General features: G+C 72.9%; 13 protein-coding genes. 10 read left to right on the top strand and 3 right to left on the bottom strand.

The annotated features are described in order from the left end of the window. Window positions 1-111 precede the first annotated feature (111 nt). Complete coding sequence (locus KU893_RS01240; RefSeq protein ID WP_218232497.1) at window positions 112-540, top strand: SCO2097 family morphological protein; 429 nt, start codon at window positions 112-114, stop codon at window positions 538-540. Between the two features lie 489 nt (window positions 541-1,029). Continuing rightward, window positions 1,030-2,397: an HNH endonuclease signature motif containing protein gene (locus KU893_RS01235; RefSeq protein WP_218232496.1), complete on the top strand. Its 1,368-nt coding sequence runs from the start codon at window positions 1,030-1,032 to the stop codon at window positions 2,395-2,397. A gap of 231 nt (window positions 2,398-2,628) precedes the next feature. Here KU893_RS01235 and KU893_RS01230 read toward each other — a convergent pair whose 3' ends face one another. Genes KU893_RS01230 through KU893_RS01220 form a run of 3 tightly spaced genes read right to left on the bottom strand, consistent with a single transcriptional unit; the run spans window position 2,629 to window position 7,153 of the window. Then, window positions 2,629-4,980 carry a transglutaminase TgpA family protein gene (locus tag KU893_RS01230; protein ID WP_218232495.1) on the bottom strand — a complete coding sequence of 784 codons (2,352 nt, stop codon included), beginning with the start codon at window positions 4,978-4,980 and terminating at the stop codon, window positions 2,629-2,631. Next, window positions 4,980-6,218 carry a DUF58 domain-containing protein gene (locus KU893_RS01225; RefSeq protein ID WP_218232494.1) on the bottom strand — a complete coding sequence of 413 codons (1,239 nt, stop codon included), beginning with the start codon at window positions 6,216-6,218 and terminating at the stop codon, window positions 4,980-4,982. Before KU893_RS01225 ends, KU893_RS01230 begins: the two co-directional genes overlap by 1 nt. Before the next feature lie 20 nt (window positions 6,219-6,238). Then, on the bottom strand, window positions 6,239-7,153 hold the full coding sequence (locus KU893_RS01220; protein ID WP_372449653.1) for an AAA family ATPase: 915 nt from the start codon (window positions 7,151-7,153) through the stop codon (window positions 6,239-6,241). Window positions 7,154-7,514: 361 nt separating this feature from the next. Between KU893_RS01220 and mraZ the strand changes: the two genes are divergently transcribed. The 8 genes from mraZ (at window position 7,515) to mraY (ending at window position 15,710) form a co-directional block, all read left to right on the top strand. Further along, window positions 7,515-7,937: a division/cell wall cluster transcriptional repressor MraZ gene (gene mraZ / locus KU893_RS01215; RefSeq protein ID WP_179730068.1), complete on the top strand. Its 423-nt coding sequence runs from the start codon at window positions 7,515-7,517 to the stop codon at window positions 7,935-7,937. Between the two features lie 301 nt (window positions 7,938-8,238). Next, a complete protein-coding gene (locus tag KU893_RS01210; RefSeq protein ID WP_218232492.1) occupies window positions 8,239-8,391 on the top strand; it encodes a hypothetical protein in 153 nt (50 codons plus the stop codon). Between the two features lies 1 nt (window position 8,392). Then, window positions 8,393-9,379 carry a 16S rRNA (cytosine(1402)-N(4))-methyltransferase RsmH gene (gene rsmH / locus KU893_RS01205; RefSeq protein WP_218232491.1) on the top strand — a complete coding sequence of 329 codons (987 nt, stop codon included), beginning with the start codon at window positions 8,393-8,395 and terminating at the stop codon, window positions 9,377-9,379. Further along, a complete protein-coding gene (gene ftsL / locus KU893_RS01200; RefSeq protein WP_218232490.1) occupies window positions 9,379-9,906 on the top strand; it encodes a cell division protein FtsL in 528 nt (175 codons plus the stop codon). The genes rsmH and ftsL overlap by 1 nt, the downstream gene beginning before the upstream one ends. 23 nt (window positions 9,907-9,929) lie before the next feature. Further along, on the top strand, window positions 9,930-11,756 hold the full coding sequence (locus KU893_RS01195) for a peptidoglycan D,D-transpeptidase FtsI family protein (RefSeq protein ID WP_257441074.1): 1,827 nt from the start codon (window positions 9,930-9,932) through the stop codon (window positions 11,754-11,756). Beyond that, window positions 11,753-13,276: a UDP-N-acetylmuramoyl-L-alanyl-D-glutamate--2,6-diaminopimelate ligase gene (locus KU893_RS01190; protein ID WP_257441076.1), complete on the top strand. Its 1,524-nt coding sequence runs from the start codon at window positions 11,753-11,755 to the stop codon at window positions 13,274-13,276. The genes KU893_RS01195 and KU893_RS01190 overlap by 4 nt, the downstream gene beginning before the upstream one ends. Next, window positions 13,273-14,643, top strand: a complete 1,371-nt coding sequence (locus tag KU893_RS01185) for a UDP-N-acetylmuramoyl-tripeptide--D-alanyl-D-alanine ligase (protein ID WP_218232489.1) — start codon at window positions 13,273-13,275, stop codon at window positions 14,641-14,643. Before KU893_RS01190 ends, KU893_RS01185 begins: the two co-directional genes overlap by 4 nt. Further along, on the top strand, window positions 14,640-15,710 hold the full coding sequence (mraY, locus tag KU893_RS01180) for a phospho-N-acetylmuramoyl-pentapeptide-transferase (RefSeq protein ID WP_218232488.1): 1,071 nt from the start codon (window positions 14,640-14,642) through the stop codon (window positions 15,708-15,710). The genes KU893_RS01185 and mraY overlap by 4 nt, the downstream gene beginning before the upstream one ends. The last annotated feature ends 2 nt before the right edge of the window (window positions 15,711-15,712 follow it).

Genomic DNA, 15,712 nt, shown 5'->3' with positions numbered 1-15,712 from the left:
CGGTCGTCGACCGGACATTTTCGGGGGACGGCCTACCACCGCTGGAGATGCCTGCCTACACTTGAAGCAAGTCATCGGCGGAGAACCGCCTCACACGTGTCGGAGGATTCGGTGCCACTCTCGGAAGAGGAGCTGCGACTGCTGGAGCAGATGGAGCGCGCCCTCAGCGAGGAGGACCCCAAGTTCGCGTCCACCCTGCGGGGCACGACCCTCCGGCAGGCTGCCCGACGCCGTGCGATCCTCGCAGGCGCCGTGTTCGCCGGTGGCATCGCGGTGATGATGGGCGGTGCCGTCAGCGGCTACTGGCCCGTCGGCGTCGCCGGCTTCTTGGTGATGCTCGCCTCCGCGACCATCCTGCTGGGTTCGCTCCGCAGCCAGCGCGGCGGTGCGACCCCCAACGTCACCTCCCACCCGTCCGGCTTCGGCGTCGTCGACGGCGGCCGTCGCCACCACCACGGCCGGAGCCACGGCCGCTCCTCCGGCTTCATGGACACCCTCCAGGCCCGCTGGCGTCGTCGCCGCGACCGCGGCGGCTTCTGAGCCCCACCGAACCGCAGCCCCCGCCCGCCGCCGGTGGTTGAGGTGCGAGCGCCAGCGAGCCTCGAAACCTCTGGCCGTGCTGCCGGAACGCGCCCGGGCGCAGTTCGCGCCCGTGGGCCCGGAGGTTTCGAGGCTCCTCGCTGGCGCTCGTCGCTCCTCAACCACCGGAGCAGTCCCCGCCGGTGGTTGAGGTGCGAGCGCCAGCGAGCCTCGAAACCTCTGGCCATGCTGCCGGAACCGTCCGGGCACAGTTCGCGTCCGGAGGCCCGGTGGTTTCGAGGCTCCTCGCTGGCGCTCGTCGCACCTCAACCACCGGGGCACGAGCCCCTGCGGTCACCGATCGTGAGGTCGCCTCTCCCCACCCCGATGGTCGGGTTTCGCCTGTGCACAGGCGGGTTTGCGGCCTCGGGTTGTGTCGGACCCAACTGAGAGAATCCGGTCATGGATCTCGGAACCCGGCACCGTTCGACGACAGCTTTGCTGTCGCGCGTGGGTGAGCGGATCCGCTCCCGCAACACCTTGGTGATCGAGGAATGGGAAGACATCGCCGCCTGGGCCGGCGACCACATCGTCACCGGACCTGAAGGCGCCGCGACGATCACCGAGGGCTATCTCGACACCGGCATCCCCATCGCCGGACCCGGCGCACCCCTGATCTCCGAGTTCGCGGTCATGGAGCTCGTCGCGGTCCTCGGCCGCACCCCCGATGGTGGCAAGGCGTACGTCGGGCGGGTGATCGAGTGCGCCTGGCGGCTCCCCAACGTCTACGCCGCGGTGACCGCCGGGCGGTTGGCGCCGTGGCGGGCCGAACGCATCGCCGACCTGACCCACGGCTTGTGTGCCGAAGCGGCGGCGTTCGTGGACCGGCAGCTGTTCCACGCCTCCGGCGTCGGATGGGCCCAGCTCGAACGCCTCATCACCGAAGCAGTCCTGCGGTTCGACCCCGAGCAGGCAGAGACCGACCGGCGGAACGCATCGGATCAGCGTCACTTCGACATCGGTGAGGTCGACGAGCACGGCCTGGTTCACCTCGACGGGCTGCTGGATGCCGCTGACGGGCACGACCTGAACCTCGCGGTGGCACGGCGTGCCGAGGTCCTCGGGAAGCTGGGCGACGAGTCGTCCCTGGACGTACGACGGTCCAAGGCTGCCGCCGAGCTCGCCCGTCAGGACCTCGCGCTCGACCTGCTCATCCCGGCCTCCGAGGGCCCAGGGGGCCCGGGGGTTTCGAGGCTCGCTGGCGCTCGCACCTCAACCACCGGGGAGCCGGAGGGCCCGGGGGTTTCGATGCTCGCTGGCGCTCGCACCTCAACCACCGGAGACAGCTCAACCACCGGGAGCACGGTGCCGGGTCGCAAGGTGGTCTTGAACGTCCACCTCACCGACACCAGCCTCCTCGACGACACGAACCCGTTCGCGAACCCCGTCGGGCGGTGGGAGGAAGGGCGCTGTCCGATCAGCACCGCCCAGATCCGCGAGTGGCTGCGGGCGAAGGGCACCACGATCATCGTGCGCCCGGTCATCGACCTGGCCGACCACGTCCCCGTCGACTCCTACGAGATCCCCGACCGGCACAAGACCCGCGTCGCCCTGCGCGACCACTCCTGCCGGTTCCCGCACTGCACCCGCCCCGCACAACGCTGCGACCTCGACCACGCCCGCCCCTACGGCGAGGGTGGCGTGACCTGTCCGTGCAACGAAGTTCCGCTCTGCAGGCGTCATCACCGGGCGAAGACCCACTCGGCATGGCGCTACGACATCGTGATGCCCGGGTCCTATGTGTGGACCAGCCCCAGTGGGTTCCGGTTCCGGGTCGACCACCGCGGCACCCATGTGGTCCACCCGCCCGACGAGTAGCCACTCCGCCCCGAACCCCGCAGGACCAGCAGGCTGCGGGGACATCGGCACGTCCGGCCGCCGGTCGCCGGCGTACGACGGCAGTCAAGCCGGGCACTGCAGCTGCCCCCTCCCGGGAGCGGGCGACGGCGCCCCGGTCGTCGGTCAGGAGCCGGCCGAGATCAGCGGCGGGGTCCTCCGCTCACGAGGGTGGCGGCGTCGAGTGCGGCGGTGACCGCGGCCGAGCACCGCTCAGCGCCGCCAGACCGAGAGCGGGATCCACCGCGCCCGCCGCCGTGCACGTGGCGTGACCCCGGCCTGGAGTGCCGCGACGACGAGCGCACCGTCCTCGGTGGCCGAGGTCCGCTCGAGGGTTGCCACCGACCCCGGCCGCGCGTAGCGAGACCGCTCGACCGCGAGAACCAGTCGCTCGAGCGCGTCGGCGGCTTCCGGCGCGGCCTCGGCGCCGGTGCGCGGCCGCTCGGCGGGCCGGTCGGTCGGGACGGCGAGGTGGTCGAGCAGGAAGGCGCCCGCCTCGCGTGGCGAGCGGCCGGCCGGCCAGGCCAGGCCCAGGTCGACGGCGGTGGCGCGCACCTCGCGCCAGACGTCGTCGGGCGTCCCCGCCAGACGGGTCCGGCGCTCACGGGCCCGCACGGCACTCGGACCGCCGAGCGCGGCGATGCCGGCCACGAGCAGCAGGAGCAGGGCACCGCCGCCGATCAGCAGTGGCAGCGGCAGCCCGCCCTCGTCGGCGCTGGTGGTCGAGCCGGTGTCGCGCTCGATCTCCGGTCGCCGGTTCGGTCCAGCGCTGGGCCCGGCCGTGCCGGTGCCGCCGGAGGTCGCCGAGCTCGCGGCGGTCGGCCCACCGCGCGGGTCGTCGCTGCCGCCGGCGACGGCGACCCGGGTGTAGGGAGGAACGTCCTCGACGCGGCCCGCGGGAGTGGGTTCGAAGCGGACCCAGCCGGAGCCCTCGAAGTAGAGCTCGGGCCAGGCGTGCAGGTCGTGGCTGCTGTACACCCAGCGGCGCTTGCCGACCGGGTCGGGCTGGAGGAAGCCGACCGCGACCCGGGACGGGATGCCGAGCACCCGTGCCATCACGGCCATCGCGGAGGCGAACTGCTCGCAGTAGCCGACGCGGCCGTCGCGGGCCAGGAAGCCGGCCAGGGTCTGGTTCCCGGTTCCCTTCGGCGCCTGGCGCAGGTCGTAGGTGAACCCGCCGTCCTGCCGGAACCAGCGCTGCAGCAACAGCGCCCGCTCGTAGTCGGTGGTCCCACCGGCGCTCACCTCGCGCGCGAGGTTGCGCACGATCGGCGGCACCGTGGTCGGGAGGCGCCGCACCTCCTCGGAGGTGTCGCCCGCTCCGGAGTTGCGGAAGAACGCGCGGTCGGTGCCGAAGTCGAGCGACAGCGACTTCATCGTGTAGCTGATGCCGCGGGTGTCGAGTCCGCCGTCGGCAGCCAGGAAGTCCATGGTCGCCGGGTCGAAGCGCCAGTCGCCGGGAGCGTCGATCGCGGACACGGGGTACTGAGTCGGCAGCCAGGTGGAGTCGAGGTCCTCGCTGATCGACACGTCGTAGTCGTAGGTGGTGCGCGGCACCTCGTCGGAGAGCCCGCGGGGGAGGGGGACCTGCCCGTCGGCGCGGTCGTCGCGCGCCACGTCGCGGTCGCCACTGCTCCACTCGTCGCCCGTGTAGCGGTTGAGCACCGAGATCCGCAGGTACGACGGCGCGGGGTCGTCGGTGAGGACCTCGACCAGCGGCACGTCCTCGCCGCGCTCCAGGTCACGGCGCATGTCGGCGACCGGCTTGCGGATCCGGATGTCGCCGTTGCCGCTGCCGGTGCCGAGGTCGAGCAGGTCGACGCCGACCGTCGGCAGCACGGCAGGGACGAGGAGCGCGAGCGCGGTGGCCGTGACGCCGATCCGGCCGGCGCCCGCACGCATCGCCTCGCGCAACGGGTTGCCGCGCCACAGGGTGTCCTGGTCGGGGCCGACCGAGCGGCCCCAGCGCAGCAGGTGATCGCGGGAGTCGAGGTGGAGCAGGACGATGAACCCGGCGGCGGCGCCGACGAAGCTGGCCGCGTCCGGGCCGTCGTCGAGCACGCCGCTGGGCAGGGCGTAGGCGGCGAGCAGGGCGAGCCCGGCGGCGGGGACCCTGCGCAGGGTGCAGGCGAGGATCTCGACGAGGACGAGGACCGCGGCCCCGGCGACGACGAGCAGCGGCCAGACCGGCGGGACCTGGTCGCCGATCGGCGCGGCGTACCGGCGTGAGGTCCGGACCGAGGTCTCGAGCGCCTGCCACAGCTCGCCGGCCGTGCCGCCCACCGGGAGCAGCGACCCGGTGATGTGTTGCGACACGAACAAGGTGGTCAGCGCGAGCTGGGCGAGCGCGGTCAGCCAGCGTGGGATCCCGCTCCACCGGAGCAGTGCACCGCTGAGCGCCAACAGCGCGCCGAGGACGGCGAGCGGACGCAGGTAGCTGCCCGGGTCGTCGACGAAGCCGCCCCACGCGATCAGCGCGGCCCAGGCCGTCAGGACGGCGACCACACCGAAGAGGAGGTGCGGGCCGAACGGACCGCGCCGGTCGGTGATGCTGCCGGTGCTCATCAGCGGGCGCCTCCGCGTACGGGCGCCTGGCCGAGTTCGCGCCAGGCGGCGTCGAGGTGGTCGCGGGGGCCGAGCGCCGTGGCGCGCCACGCGAGCGAGGTCACCGGTGCGGCGGCCGCGGCGCCCAGCCCGGCGCGGCTCGGCGACCACTGGTCGACGTCGAGCACGAGCGCCAGGGCGGCGCCGGCGTCGTGCCGGATCCGGCGCAGTGCCGCGTTGTCGTCGGGCAGGAAGCCGCCCAGGACCGCGACCACGACGCCGCCGCGGGCCTGCTCGCCGGACCAGGTGATGTGGAGGGTGGAGCGGGGCGACATCTCGAGCACGGCCAGGTGCTCGAGGGCCTGCTCGGCGCCGAGGGTGCCCGGGCCGCCGACGCCGCCGATCCCGTCGGCGGTGCACAGCTGGACGGCGTACCCGTGCTGCTCGAGGTGGACGACGACGGAGGCGGCGGCGATCACGGCCGCCTCGAGGCTTGAGGCCGGGCCCTGGCCGCGATGCGCGAGGCGCCGGTTGTCGAGCAGGACGGTGGCGTGCGCCTCCCAGGGCTGCTCCTCGCGCCGCACCATCAGCTCGCCGATACGGGCCGAGCTGCGCCAGTGCACCCGGCGCAGGTCGTCGCCACGACGGTACTCCCGCACGCTGACGTCCTCGGCCGACCCGGACGCGAACGCCTGTGGCCGGTGCTCGCCCGCGCCCTGCCAGCCGCCGGTCAGCGGGATGGCGGGAAGCGGTACGACGCGCGGGGTGACGGTCAGCTGGGCGGTCCCGCCGATCGCGCGGCGTCGCTCGACCAGCCCGAACGGGTCGGCCAGCCGGGCGACGACCGGCCCGACGACGTACCGCCCCCGGATGTCGGAGCGGACGGGGTAGGACACCGTGCGCTCCCACTCGCTGCCCAGGGCCTGCAGCACGAACCGTGCCCGCCCGCCGAGGGCGTAGGGGAGGGTGTCCTCGACGAGCAGGGCGCCGTCGGAGCGCTTGCGGTCGCTGGCGATGGTGAGGTCGATCCGCGCGGTCTCCCCGGCGCGGAGCAGGCGTGGCCACACGGTGCGGCTCACCGTCGGGTCGTGCTTGCGCCGGCTCACCACGAGCGCCGCGAGCAGCGGCAGCGCCATCACCAGGACGCCGACCCGGGTCAGCGCGGGCTGGCCGAAGCCGATCGCGCAGGCGACCGCCGTTCCTCCCGCGGCGAGGAACGCCCGTCCGCGGAGGGTGAGGGAGGAGAGGTGCCGGCGCACGGGCTGACCCGGTCCTGCCGTCAGGACGTCGGCTCGGGCACCGGGACCTGCGCCGCGATGCCCTCCAGGATGGTCGCGACGTCCCGTCCGCCGATGGCGGCCTCCGCGCTGGGCAGCAGACGGTGGGCGAGCACCGGCTGCACGAGGGCCCGCAGGTCGTCGGGCAGGACGTAGTCGCGGCGGTGCAGGGCTGCGCGGGCCTTGGCGGCCCGGACCAGGTGGAGCGTGGCGCGTGGCGAGGCGCCGAGCACCAGCTCGGGGCTGTGCCGGGTGGCAGCGGTCAGGGCGACGGCGTAGCGCTGCACGACGTCGGACACGTGCACCTGGCTGACGATGGCGCACATCTTGCGGATCTCGGCGCTGTCGGTGACCGGCTCGAGGTCGTCGAGGGGGCTGGCCGCGCCGTGGCTGGCCAGCATCGCGATCTCCGCGGCCGGCACCGGGTAGCCGATCGAGACCCGGGCGAGGAAGCGGTCGCGCTGGGCCTCGGGGAGGGGATAGGTGCCCTCCATCTCCACCGGGTTCTGGGTCGCGATCACCATGAACGGCGACTCGAGGTGGTAGGTGATGTTGTCGACGGTCACCTGTCGCTCGGCCATGCACTCCAGCAGCGCCGACTGGGTCTTGGGGGAGGCGCGGTTGATCTCGTCGCCGATGACCACGTTGGCGAACACGCCGCCGGGCCGGAACTCGAACTCGCGGGTCGACTGGTTGTAGACCGACACCCCCGTGATGTCGGACGGCAGCAGGTCCGGGGTGAACTGGATCCGGCGCACGGTCGAGTCGATGCTGCGCGCGAGCGCCTTGCTCAGCATGGTCTTGCCGACACCGGGGACGTCCTCGAGGAGCAGGTGGCCCTCGGCCAGCAGCACGACGATCGAGGCGGAGACGACCTCGCCCTTGCCCTCGATCACCTTCTCGACGTTGGCCTGGATCCGCCCGGCGACGCGCGCAACGGTGTCGACATCGGTGCTCGGCGACTCCACGGCTCTTCTCCCTCTCTCGGCAGCCACCTCGCTGCAGTGGAGCAACCCTACGGCTGCGGTGGGAACCGCGGCAGCACTCCGCAGCGAGACGTCGGCCCGGTCGGGCCCGTCGAGCAGCCCGCGCCACGGGCGGGCGCTCCACTTCGCTCCACCGGCGCTCCCCGGGCGCTGACCTGCGGTTTTGAGGCGCGCGGTGGTGCGCCACGCCGCCGAAAGTGGTGCGTCGGTGGTTGACGGTGGGGGAAAGTGGAGTACTGTGGGGGAAAGTGGAGGAATGGCGGAGTCCGGTGGGACGGCTGGGGGTGGCCCGATGCTCTTCATGGGCACCTACACCCCGAAGCTCGACGACAAGGGCCGCCTCTTCCTCCCGGCGAAGTTCAGGGATCGGCTGGCGGAGGGCCTCGTGGTCACACAGGGACAGGACAAGTGCCTCGTCGTCTGGCCGACCGATGTCTTCGCCGAGGAGGCCGAGCGGCAAGCCGCCCGGCCGATGACCAACCGCGCCGCCCGGCGCTACGCCCGGGTGCTCTTCGCCGGCGGCGACGAGAGCACCCCCGACAAGCAGGGCCGGATCGGCATCCCGGCCCACCTGCGTGAGTACGCCGGCCTCGAGCGCGACGTCGTCGTGATCGGGGTCCGGGACCGCCTGGAGATCTGGAACCCCGCCGCCTGGCGCGAGTTCCAGCTCGAGGCGCTGGAGGAGTTCGCCGACCTCGACGAGGACGACGACTAGCCGCCGCAGCACCAGACCAGCAGCACCAGGTCAGCAGCACCCGCAACACAGCAGCACCACCACTGACAACACAACAGCGGATCCGCAGGACGAGGTCTCGGCCCGTTCCCGCTCCCTGATCCTGACTCCTGTAGCACCTTCCCCGGCCACAGGCGACAGGCGAACCACCGCCTTCTGGGGCACCTTCCCCGGCACCAGACGGCACCCCGAACACCGGGATGGGAGCGGGCCGTGACCTGGCTCTGCGGATCTCGCCATTTCCAGCAGCACAGCCAATTCCCAGGGTCGAGGGGTCGAGAGCATGAGCGTCGTTCGCACGCAGCCACCGGAGGTCACCGGTGCGCGCCGCGTCCGTGAGCAGGCGCGCGATGCCGTCACGTTGATGGCCTTCTCCGCGTCGCTCTCGGTCGGGTGCGCACTCCTGCTCGTCCTGACCCACCTCGCGGGGCGCTGACATGAGCGGCCCCCGCCACGTCCCCGTCCTGCTGGACCGGGTCGTCTCCCTCCTCGCGCCCGCGCTCGACCACGAGGGCGCCGTCCTCGTGGACTGCACGCTCGGCCTCGGTGGCCACAGCGAGGCGGTCCTCGAGCGCTGCCCCCAGGCCCGGGTGATCGGCATCGACCGCGACCCACGGGCGCTCGCGATGAGCCGCGAGCGGCTGGCGCCGTACGGCGACCGGTTCGTCGGAGTCCAGGCCGTCTACGACGAGATCGCCGACGTCGTCGCGGACCAGGGTCTCGACGAGGTGGCCGGTGTCCTGTTCGACCTCGGGGTCTCCTCGATGCAGCTCGACCTGCCGGAGCGAGGCTTCGCCTACGCCGTCGACGCGCCCCTCGACATGCGGATGGGGGACACCGGCCCGACCGCGGCGGACGTCCTCAACACCTACAGCGCCGCCGACCTGGCCCGCGTCCTGCGGGAGTACGGCGAGGAGAAGATGGCGCGCCGGATCGCCGACGCCGTCGTCCGTGAGCGCCAGGTGGAGCCGTTCACGAGCTCGGCCCGTCTCGTCGAGCTGCTCTACCAGGTGATCCCGGCCCCCGCCCGCCGTACCGGCGGCCACCCCGCGAAGCGCACGTTCCAGGCGCTGCGGATGGAGGTCAACGACGAGCTGCGGGTGCTGGAGCGGGCGATGCCCGCGGCGGTCGAGGTGATCGGCGTCGGCGGTCGCGTGGTCGTCGAGTCCTACCACTCGCTGGAGGACCGGCTGGTCAAGCGGACCTTCGCCGCGGCGACCCGGCTCGACGTCCCCGAGGACCTGCCGTTCGTGCCCGAGGGCGCGGAGCCGTCGTACCGGCTCGTCACCCGCGGCGCCGAGCAGGCCACCCCCGCGGAGGTCGAGGAGAACCCGCGGGCCGCCTCCGTCCGACTCCGCGCGATCGAGCGCATCCGTGCCGACCACCGTCCGAGCAGCACATCCACTGGCAAGGGAGCCGTCTGATGTCCTCCACCTCACCTGTGCGCAACCGGCTCCCGTACGTCGCCCCACGCATCGCGCAGGCGGCCCTGGAGCGGGCCCGGCTGACCGTCGTACCGCGGCGGCGCACCCGCGCCCCCCGGGTGCCGTTCGTGACGTTCGTCAGCGTGATCCTGCTCGGTGGCGTGATCGGCCTGCTCATGTTCAACACCTCGATGCAGCAGGCCTCCTTCCGCGAGACCGCCCTGCGCAAGCAGGCCACCGACCTCGGCGCTCAGCAGGAGGCGCTGGAGATGGATCTCCAGTCGCTCAACGACCCGGCCCACGTCGCCGCCGCCGCCGAGAAGCTCGGCATGGTGACGCCGAGCACCGCCGCCGGTGTCCTGCACCTCGGCTCCGGCGAGATCAGCGGCGACCCCCAGCCCGCCACCGGGGCGGACCGGCTCCCGCTGGAGCAGCCCGGCCCGCAGCGTCCCTCGTTCCTCGACCCGCCGCCGGTCAAGCAGAAGGTGAAGCCCGCCACCGACGGCGTGCCCGCCACCGTTCAGTGACCCTCGCGCCGTAGCCTCGATCCGTGAGCCGTCCCACTCCCAGTCGACTGCGGCTGCGCACCGGAGAGGTCCTGCGCGGTTCGCCGCACCGCCGGATGCACGTCGGGTTCCTGCTCATCGCGATGGTGCTCTCGGTGTTCGCCGCGCGCCTGGTCCAGCTGCAGGGCATCGACCCGCAGTCGTACGCCGAGATGGCCGCGGCCGAGGGCCAGGTCCACGTGACGTTGCCCGCCACCCGAGGCGAGATCCTCGACCGCAACGGCCACCCGATGGCCGAGACCGTCGACGGCCGGATGGTCGTGGCCGACCCGAAGGTGACGGCCAAGGTGGCCCCCGAGCTGGCGACGATCCTGTCCGAGCGCCTCGGCGTCGACTACTTCGAGACCCTGCGCCGGCTGCGGGTGACGGGCGAAGGCGGCCGGTTCCAGTACGTCGCCCGCCAGGTGCCGGCGAGCAAGGCCGAGAAGGTCGTCGCCGACATCCAGGAGCAGTTCAAGGACGACAAGGGGCGCCCGTTCAGCGGTCTGCAGACCGAGCGCGACCCGCTGCGGATCTACCCCAACGACACGGTCGCGGCCAACCTGATCGGCTTCCTCGGCGAGAACGGCAAGAAGGGCAAGCAGGCCGCGACCATCGGCCTCGCGGGGCTCGAGGACTCGTTCAACACCTACCTGTCCGGCAAGGACGGCGAGGCCCGCTACGAGGTCGGCGCCGGCAACCAGATCCCGCTCGGTGACAACACGGTCACGCCTGCGGTCGACGGCAAGAACCTCACGCTGACCATCGACCGGGACCTGCAGTTCTACACCCAGCGCGTGCTCCAGCAGACCGTGCAGAAGTCCGGTGGCGAGTCCGGCATGGCGCTGATCCAGGACACCAGGACCGGTGAGCTGCTCGCGCTGGCCGACTACCCGACGTACGACGCCTCCGACCCGCGCAGCTACCCCGAGGAGCTCTACAAGTCCTCGGCGCTGACCGACGTCTACGAGCCGGGCTCGGTCGAGAAGGTGCTCACCGTGAGCTCGCTCGTCGACGCCGGCCTGGCGTTCAAGGAGCAGCGGTTCAAGGTCCCGGGACAGCTGCACCGACAGGACCGGCCGATCGGCGACTACTGGGACCACGGCACCCTCAAGCTCACTCTCGCCGGCATCCTCGCCAAGTCCTCGAACGTCGGCACCGTGCTCGCCGCCGACCAGTTCAAACCGGGCCAGCTGCGCGGCTACCTGACCGGCTTCGGACTCGGCGACCGCACCGGCGTCGGCCTGGGCGGCGAGACCCGCGGCCTGCTGCCGCAGGGCGCGGCCTGGACCTCGCAGGTCGGCGACCGCATCGCGTTCGGCCAGTCGCTGTCGGTCAACGCGGTGCAGATGATCGCCGCGGTCAACACCATCGCCAACGGCGGCGTCCGGGTCGCCCCGAGCCTGGTCAAGGGCGAGGCCCGCACCGACGACGGCACCGAGGTCGGCACCGACGTGGCGACCAGCCGGCGTGTGATCAGCGCCGACGCCGCGCACGAGACCATGCTGATGATGGAGCGCGTGGTCGACCCCGAGGCCGGCGTCGCGCCGCGCGCGGCGGTCCCCGGCTACCGCGTCGCCGGCAAGACCGGTACCGCCCAGCGGGTGGTCGACGGCCGCTACGACGGCAGCCTCACGGTCTCCTTCGCCGGCTTCGCCCCGGCCGACGCGCCGCGGTTCACGATCTACGTCGTGGTGCACCGCCCGCGCGCGGGCAGCGGCGGCGGCAGCGTGGCCGGCCCGGCCTTCGCCCAGCTGATGAGCTATGCCCTGCGCCGCTACGGCGTCGCTCCCACCGGCGCCCAGCCCAACCGGACGCCGGTCGAGTGGTGAGCGGCGAAGCCCTCGCCACGCGCCCCGCGCGCCCCCCGGCCACACCGCTGGCCGAGGTCGCCCGGGCCGTGGGTGCCGCTGTGGTCGCGAGCGACGTCGTCGTCACCGGCCTCACCCTCGACTCGCGGCGGGTCGCTCCCGGCGACCTGTACGCCGCCCTGCCTGGCGCGCGCGCCCACGGCGCCGCCTTCGCCGAGCAGGCCGCGGCCTCGGGCGCGGTGGCGCTGCTCACCGACGCCGAGGGCGCACGGCTCGCCGCCCCGACCGGCCTCCCGGCCCTCGTGGTGGCCGAGCCCCGCGCCGTCCTCGGTGCGGCCGCCGCACTCGTCTACGGCCACCCGGCGGCCGCGCTGCGGACGATCGGCGTCACCGGCACCCAGGGCAAGACCACCGTCACCCGGCTGCTCGACGGCGGCCTGCTCGCCGCCGGCGTGCGCAGCGCCGTGATCGGCACCGTCGGCACCCGGATCGCCGGTGCGGAGGTCAAGACCGCGCTGACCACCCCGGAGGCACCCGACCTGCACGGCCTGTTCGCCCGGATGGGCGAGCTCGACGTCACCGCCTGCGCGATGGAGGTGTCCAGCCACGCGCTCGTGATGGGCCGCGTCGACGGGGTCGTGTTCGACGTCGCCGTCTTCACCAACCTGGGCCGCGACCACCTCGACTTCCACGCCGACGTCGAGGACTACTTCGCCGCCAAGGCGATGCTGTTCACTCCTGAGCACGCCCGGCTCGGCCTGGTCTGCGTCGACGACGAGCACGGTCGTCGCCTCGCCGCGGACGCGCCGGTCCCGATCCGCACCTACGCGGTCGGGCGTGACGCCGACTGGACGGTCGCCGACGTCGACCAGCGTCCCGGCGGCTCGACCTTCACCGTCCACGGCCCCGACGGCCTCACCGTCGCCGCGGCCGTCCCGCTGGCGGGTGGGTTCAACGTCGCCAACGCCCTCGCCGCCATCGCCGCGGCGGCCGAGGCGGGGTTCGACCCGCAGCGGGTCGCCGACGGGATCGGTCGCTCGGGCGGCGTACCCGGGCGGCTCGAGCGGATCGACACCGACCGCGACCTGACCGTCGTCGTCGACTACGCCCACAAGCCCGACGCCGTGGACGCCGTGCTGCGGACCCTGCGCCCGCTCACCCGTGGCAGGCTGGTGGTCGTGATCGGCGCTGGGGGTGACCGCGACCGCGGCAAGCGTCCCGTGATGGGTGCGATCGCCGCCGAGCTGGCCGACCTCGTCGTCGTGACCGACGACAACCCCCGCTCCGAGGACCCCGCCGCCATCCGTGCCGAGGTCCTGGCCGGCGCCCGGACCGGCACCGCCGAGGTCCTCGAGGTCGGCGACCGCCGGGAGGCGATCGCGACCGCCCTGCGCCGCTCCGGTCCCGGCGACGTCGTCCTCGTCGCCGGCAAGGGCCACGAGTCGGGCCAAGAGATCGGGGGCGTCGTGCACCCGTTCGACGACCGCGCGGTGCTCCGCGAGCTGCTCGCCGAACTGCCCGGCCCCGGAGGTGAGGCATGATCCCGCTCCCGCTCTCGGTGATCGCCGAGGTGGTCGGCGGCACCTTGCACGGCACGGACGTCACCGTCTCCGCCCCCGCGTACGTCGACAGCCGAACCCCGCTCGCCGACGGTCTGTTCGTCGCGGTCGTGGGGGAGCGGGTCGACGGCCACGACTATGCCGACGGCGCCCACGCCGTGCTCGGCAGCCGTGCGACCACCGCGCCGACCGTGGTCGTCGCCGACCCGGTCGCCGCGCTGGGACGGCTGGCCCGCCACGTGCTCGACCGGCTCGACCCCACGGTGCTGGCGATCACCGGCTCGCAGGGGAAGACCGGCACCAAGGACTACCTCGCCGCGGTGCTGCGCACCCTCGCCGGGGAGGACGTCGTCGTCGCGACCGCCGCCAACAACAACAACGAGCTCGGCGTCCCGCTCACGGTGCTGCGCGCCGACCCCGGCACCCGCTTCCTCGTGGTCGAGATGGGGGCCCGCGGGATCGGGCACATCTCCTACCTGTGCGACATCGCGCCCCCCGCGATAGCGGCCGTGCTCAACGTCGGCACCGCCCACGTCGGCGAGTTCGGCGGTCAGGAGCAGATCGCGCGCGCCAAGGGCGAGCTGGTCGAGGCCCTCCCGGCCGACGGCACTGCGGTCCTCAACGCCGACGACCCGCTCGTGGCCGCCATGGCCGTGCGGACCCGCGCCCGGGTGCTCACCTTCGGCCACGCCGCCGACCTGCACTGGCGCGACGTGCACCTCGACGCCCTCGGCCGGCCGGCCTTCCTGCTCACCGGCCAGGAGGGGGCGCACGCCGTCCAGCTGCTCCAGGCCGGGCTCCACCAGGTGCCCAATGCCGTGGCCGCGGCCGCGATGGCCACGGCTGCCGGGTTCCCGCTCGCCGACGTGGCCCGGGCCCTCGGCGAGGCGCGCTCCGCCTCACGGTGGCGGATGGAGATCGGCGAGCGGTCCGACGGCCTGGTCGTCGTCAACGACACCTACAACGCCAACCCGGACTCGATGCGTGCCGCTCTCGAGGCGCTGGTCGCGATCGGCCGCGGCGACGACACCCGGCGACGGCGCACCATCGCCGTGCTGGGGGAGATGCGCGAGCTCGGTGACGAGCACGAGGCCGGCCACCGGGCCGTCGGCGCCGACGCCGCCCGGCTCGGCGTCGACATCGTCGTGGTCGTCGGTCCAGCCGCCTCCGGGATCGCCGAGGGGGCCCGGACCGGGGCCGGTGAGGTGATCGTCACGGCGGGGCGGGAGGAAGCGACGGCCTGGGTGCGGCAGAATGCCGGGGCGGAGGACGTCGTCCTCGTCAAGGCGTCGCGCGGCGCCGCCTTGGAAGTGGTGGCAGCAGCGATCCTGGAGGAGACGACGGCGTGAGAGCGATCCTGCTCGGCGGAGGCATCGCCCTGCTGATCTCGCTGCTCGGCACCCGGGTTGCGATCAATGCGTTCACGAAGCTCGGCTACGGCCAGGAGATCCGTGACGACGGCCCGACGAGCCACCACACGAAGCGCGGCACCCCCACGATGGGCGGCGTCGTCATCATCCTGGCCGCGGTCGTCGGCTACTTCGCCGCCAAGCTGATCACGCTCACCACCCCGAGCGCCTCGGCGATGCTGCTGCTCTTCTTGTTCGTCGGCATGGGCCTGGTCGGGTTCCTCGACGACTTCATCAAGATCTACAAGCAGCGCAGCCTCGGCCTGCGCAGCAAGGCCAAGATGGCCGGGCAGACCGTGATCGCACTCGTCTTCGGCTGGCTCGCGCTCTCGCCGCTGCTCGAGGACGAGCACGGCCGCACGCCGGCCAGTGAGAAGGTCTCCTTCCTGCGCGAGCTCGACTGGTTCGTGCTGCCCACGATCCTCGCCATCGCGCTGATCTGGCTGTTCGTGGCCGGGTTCAGCAACGCCGTCAACCTCACCGACGGGCTCGACGGCCTCGCCGCCGGAGCCTCGGTGATGGTCTTCGGCGCCTACACGCTGGTGAACATCTGGCAGAACAACCAGTTCTGCCAGGAGGACCCGAGCGCCACCTGCTACAACGTCCGTGACCCGCTCGACCTGGCGATCATCGGCGCCGCGATCACCGGCGCCTGCTTCGGCTTCCTGTGGTGGAACGCGTCCCCGGCGAAGATCTTCATGGGCGACACCGGGTCGCTCGCGCTCGGCAGCGCGCTGGCCGGCTTCGCGATCCTCACCCGCACCGAGCTGCTGCTCGTCGTCCTGGGCGGCCTGTTCGTCCTCGAGACGGTCTCGGTCATGCTGCAGGTCGGCTTCTTCAAGCTCACCAAGGGCCGCCGGATCTTCCGGATGGCGCCGATCCACCACCACTTCGAGATGCTCGGCTGGGAGCAGGTCACCGTCGTGATCCGGTTCTGGATCATCACCGGTCTCTTCGTCGCCACCGGTCTCGGCATCTTCTACGCCGAATGGGTCTCCCGTCTATGAAC

The organism is Nocardioides daeguensis, assembly GCF_019192965.1.
Taxonomy (GTDB): Bacteria; Actinomycetota; Actinomycetes; order Propionibacteriales; family Nocardioidaceae; genus Nocardioides; species Nocardioides daeguensis.
The sequence above is the reverse complement of the archived record's forward strand: the minus strand, read 5'-3'. Positions and strand labels throughout refer to the sequence as shown.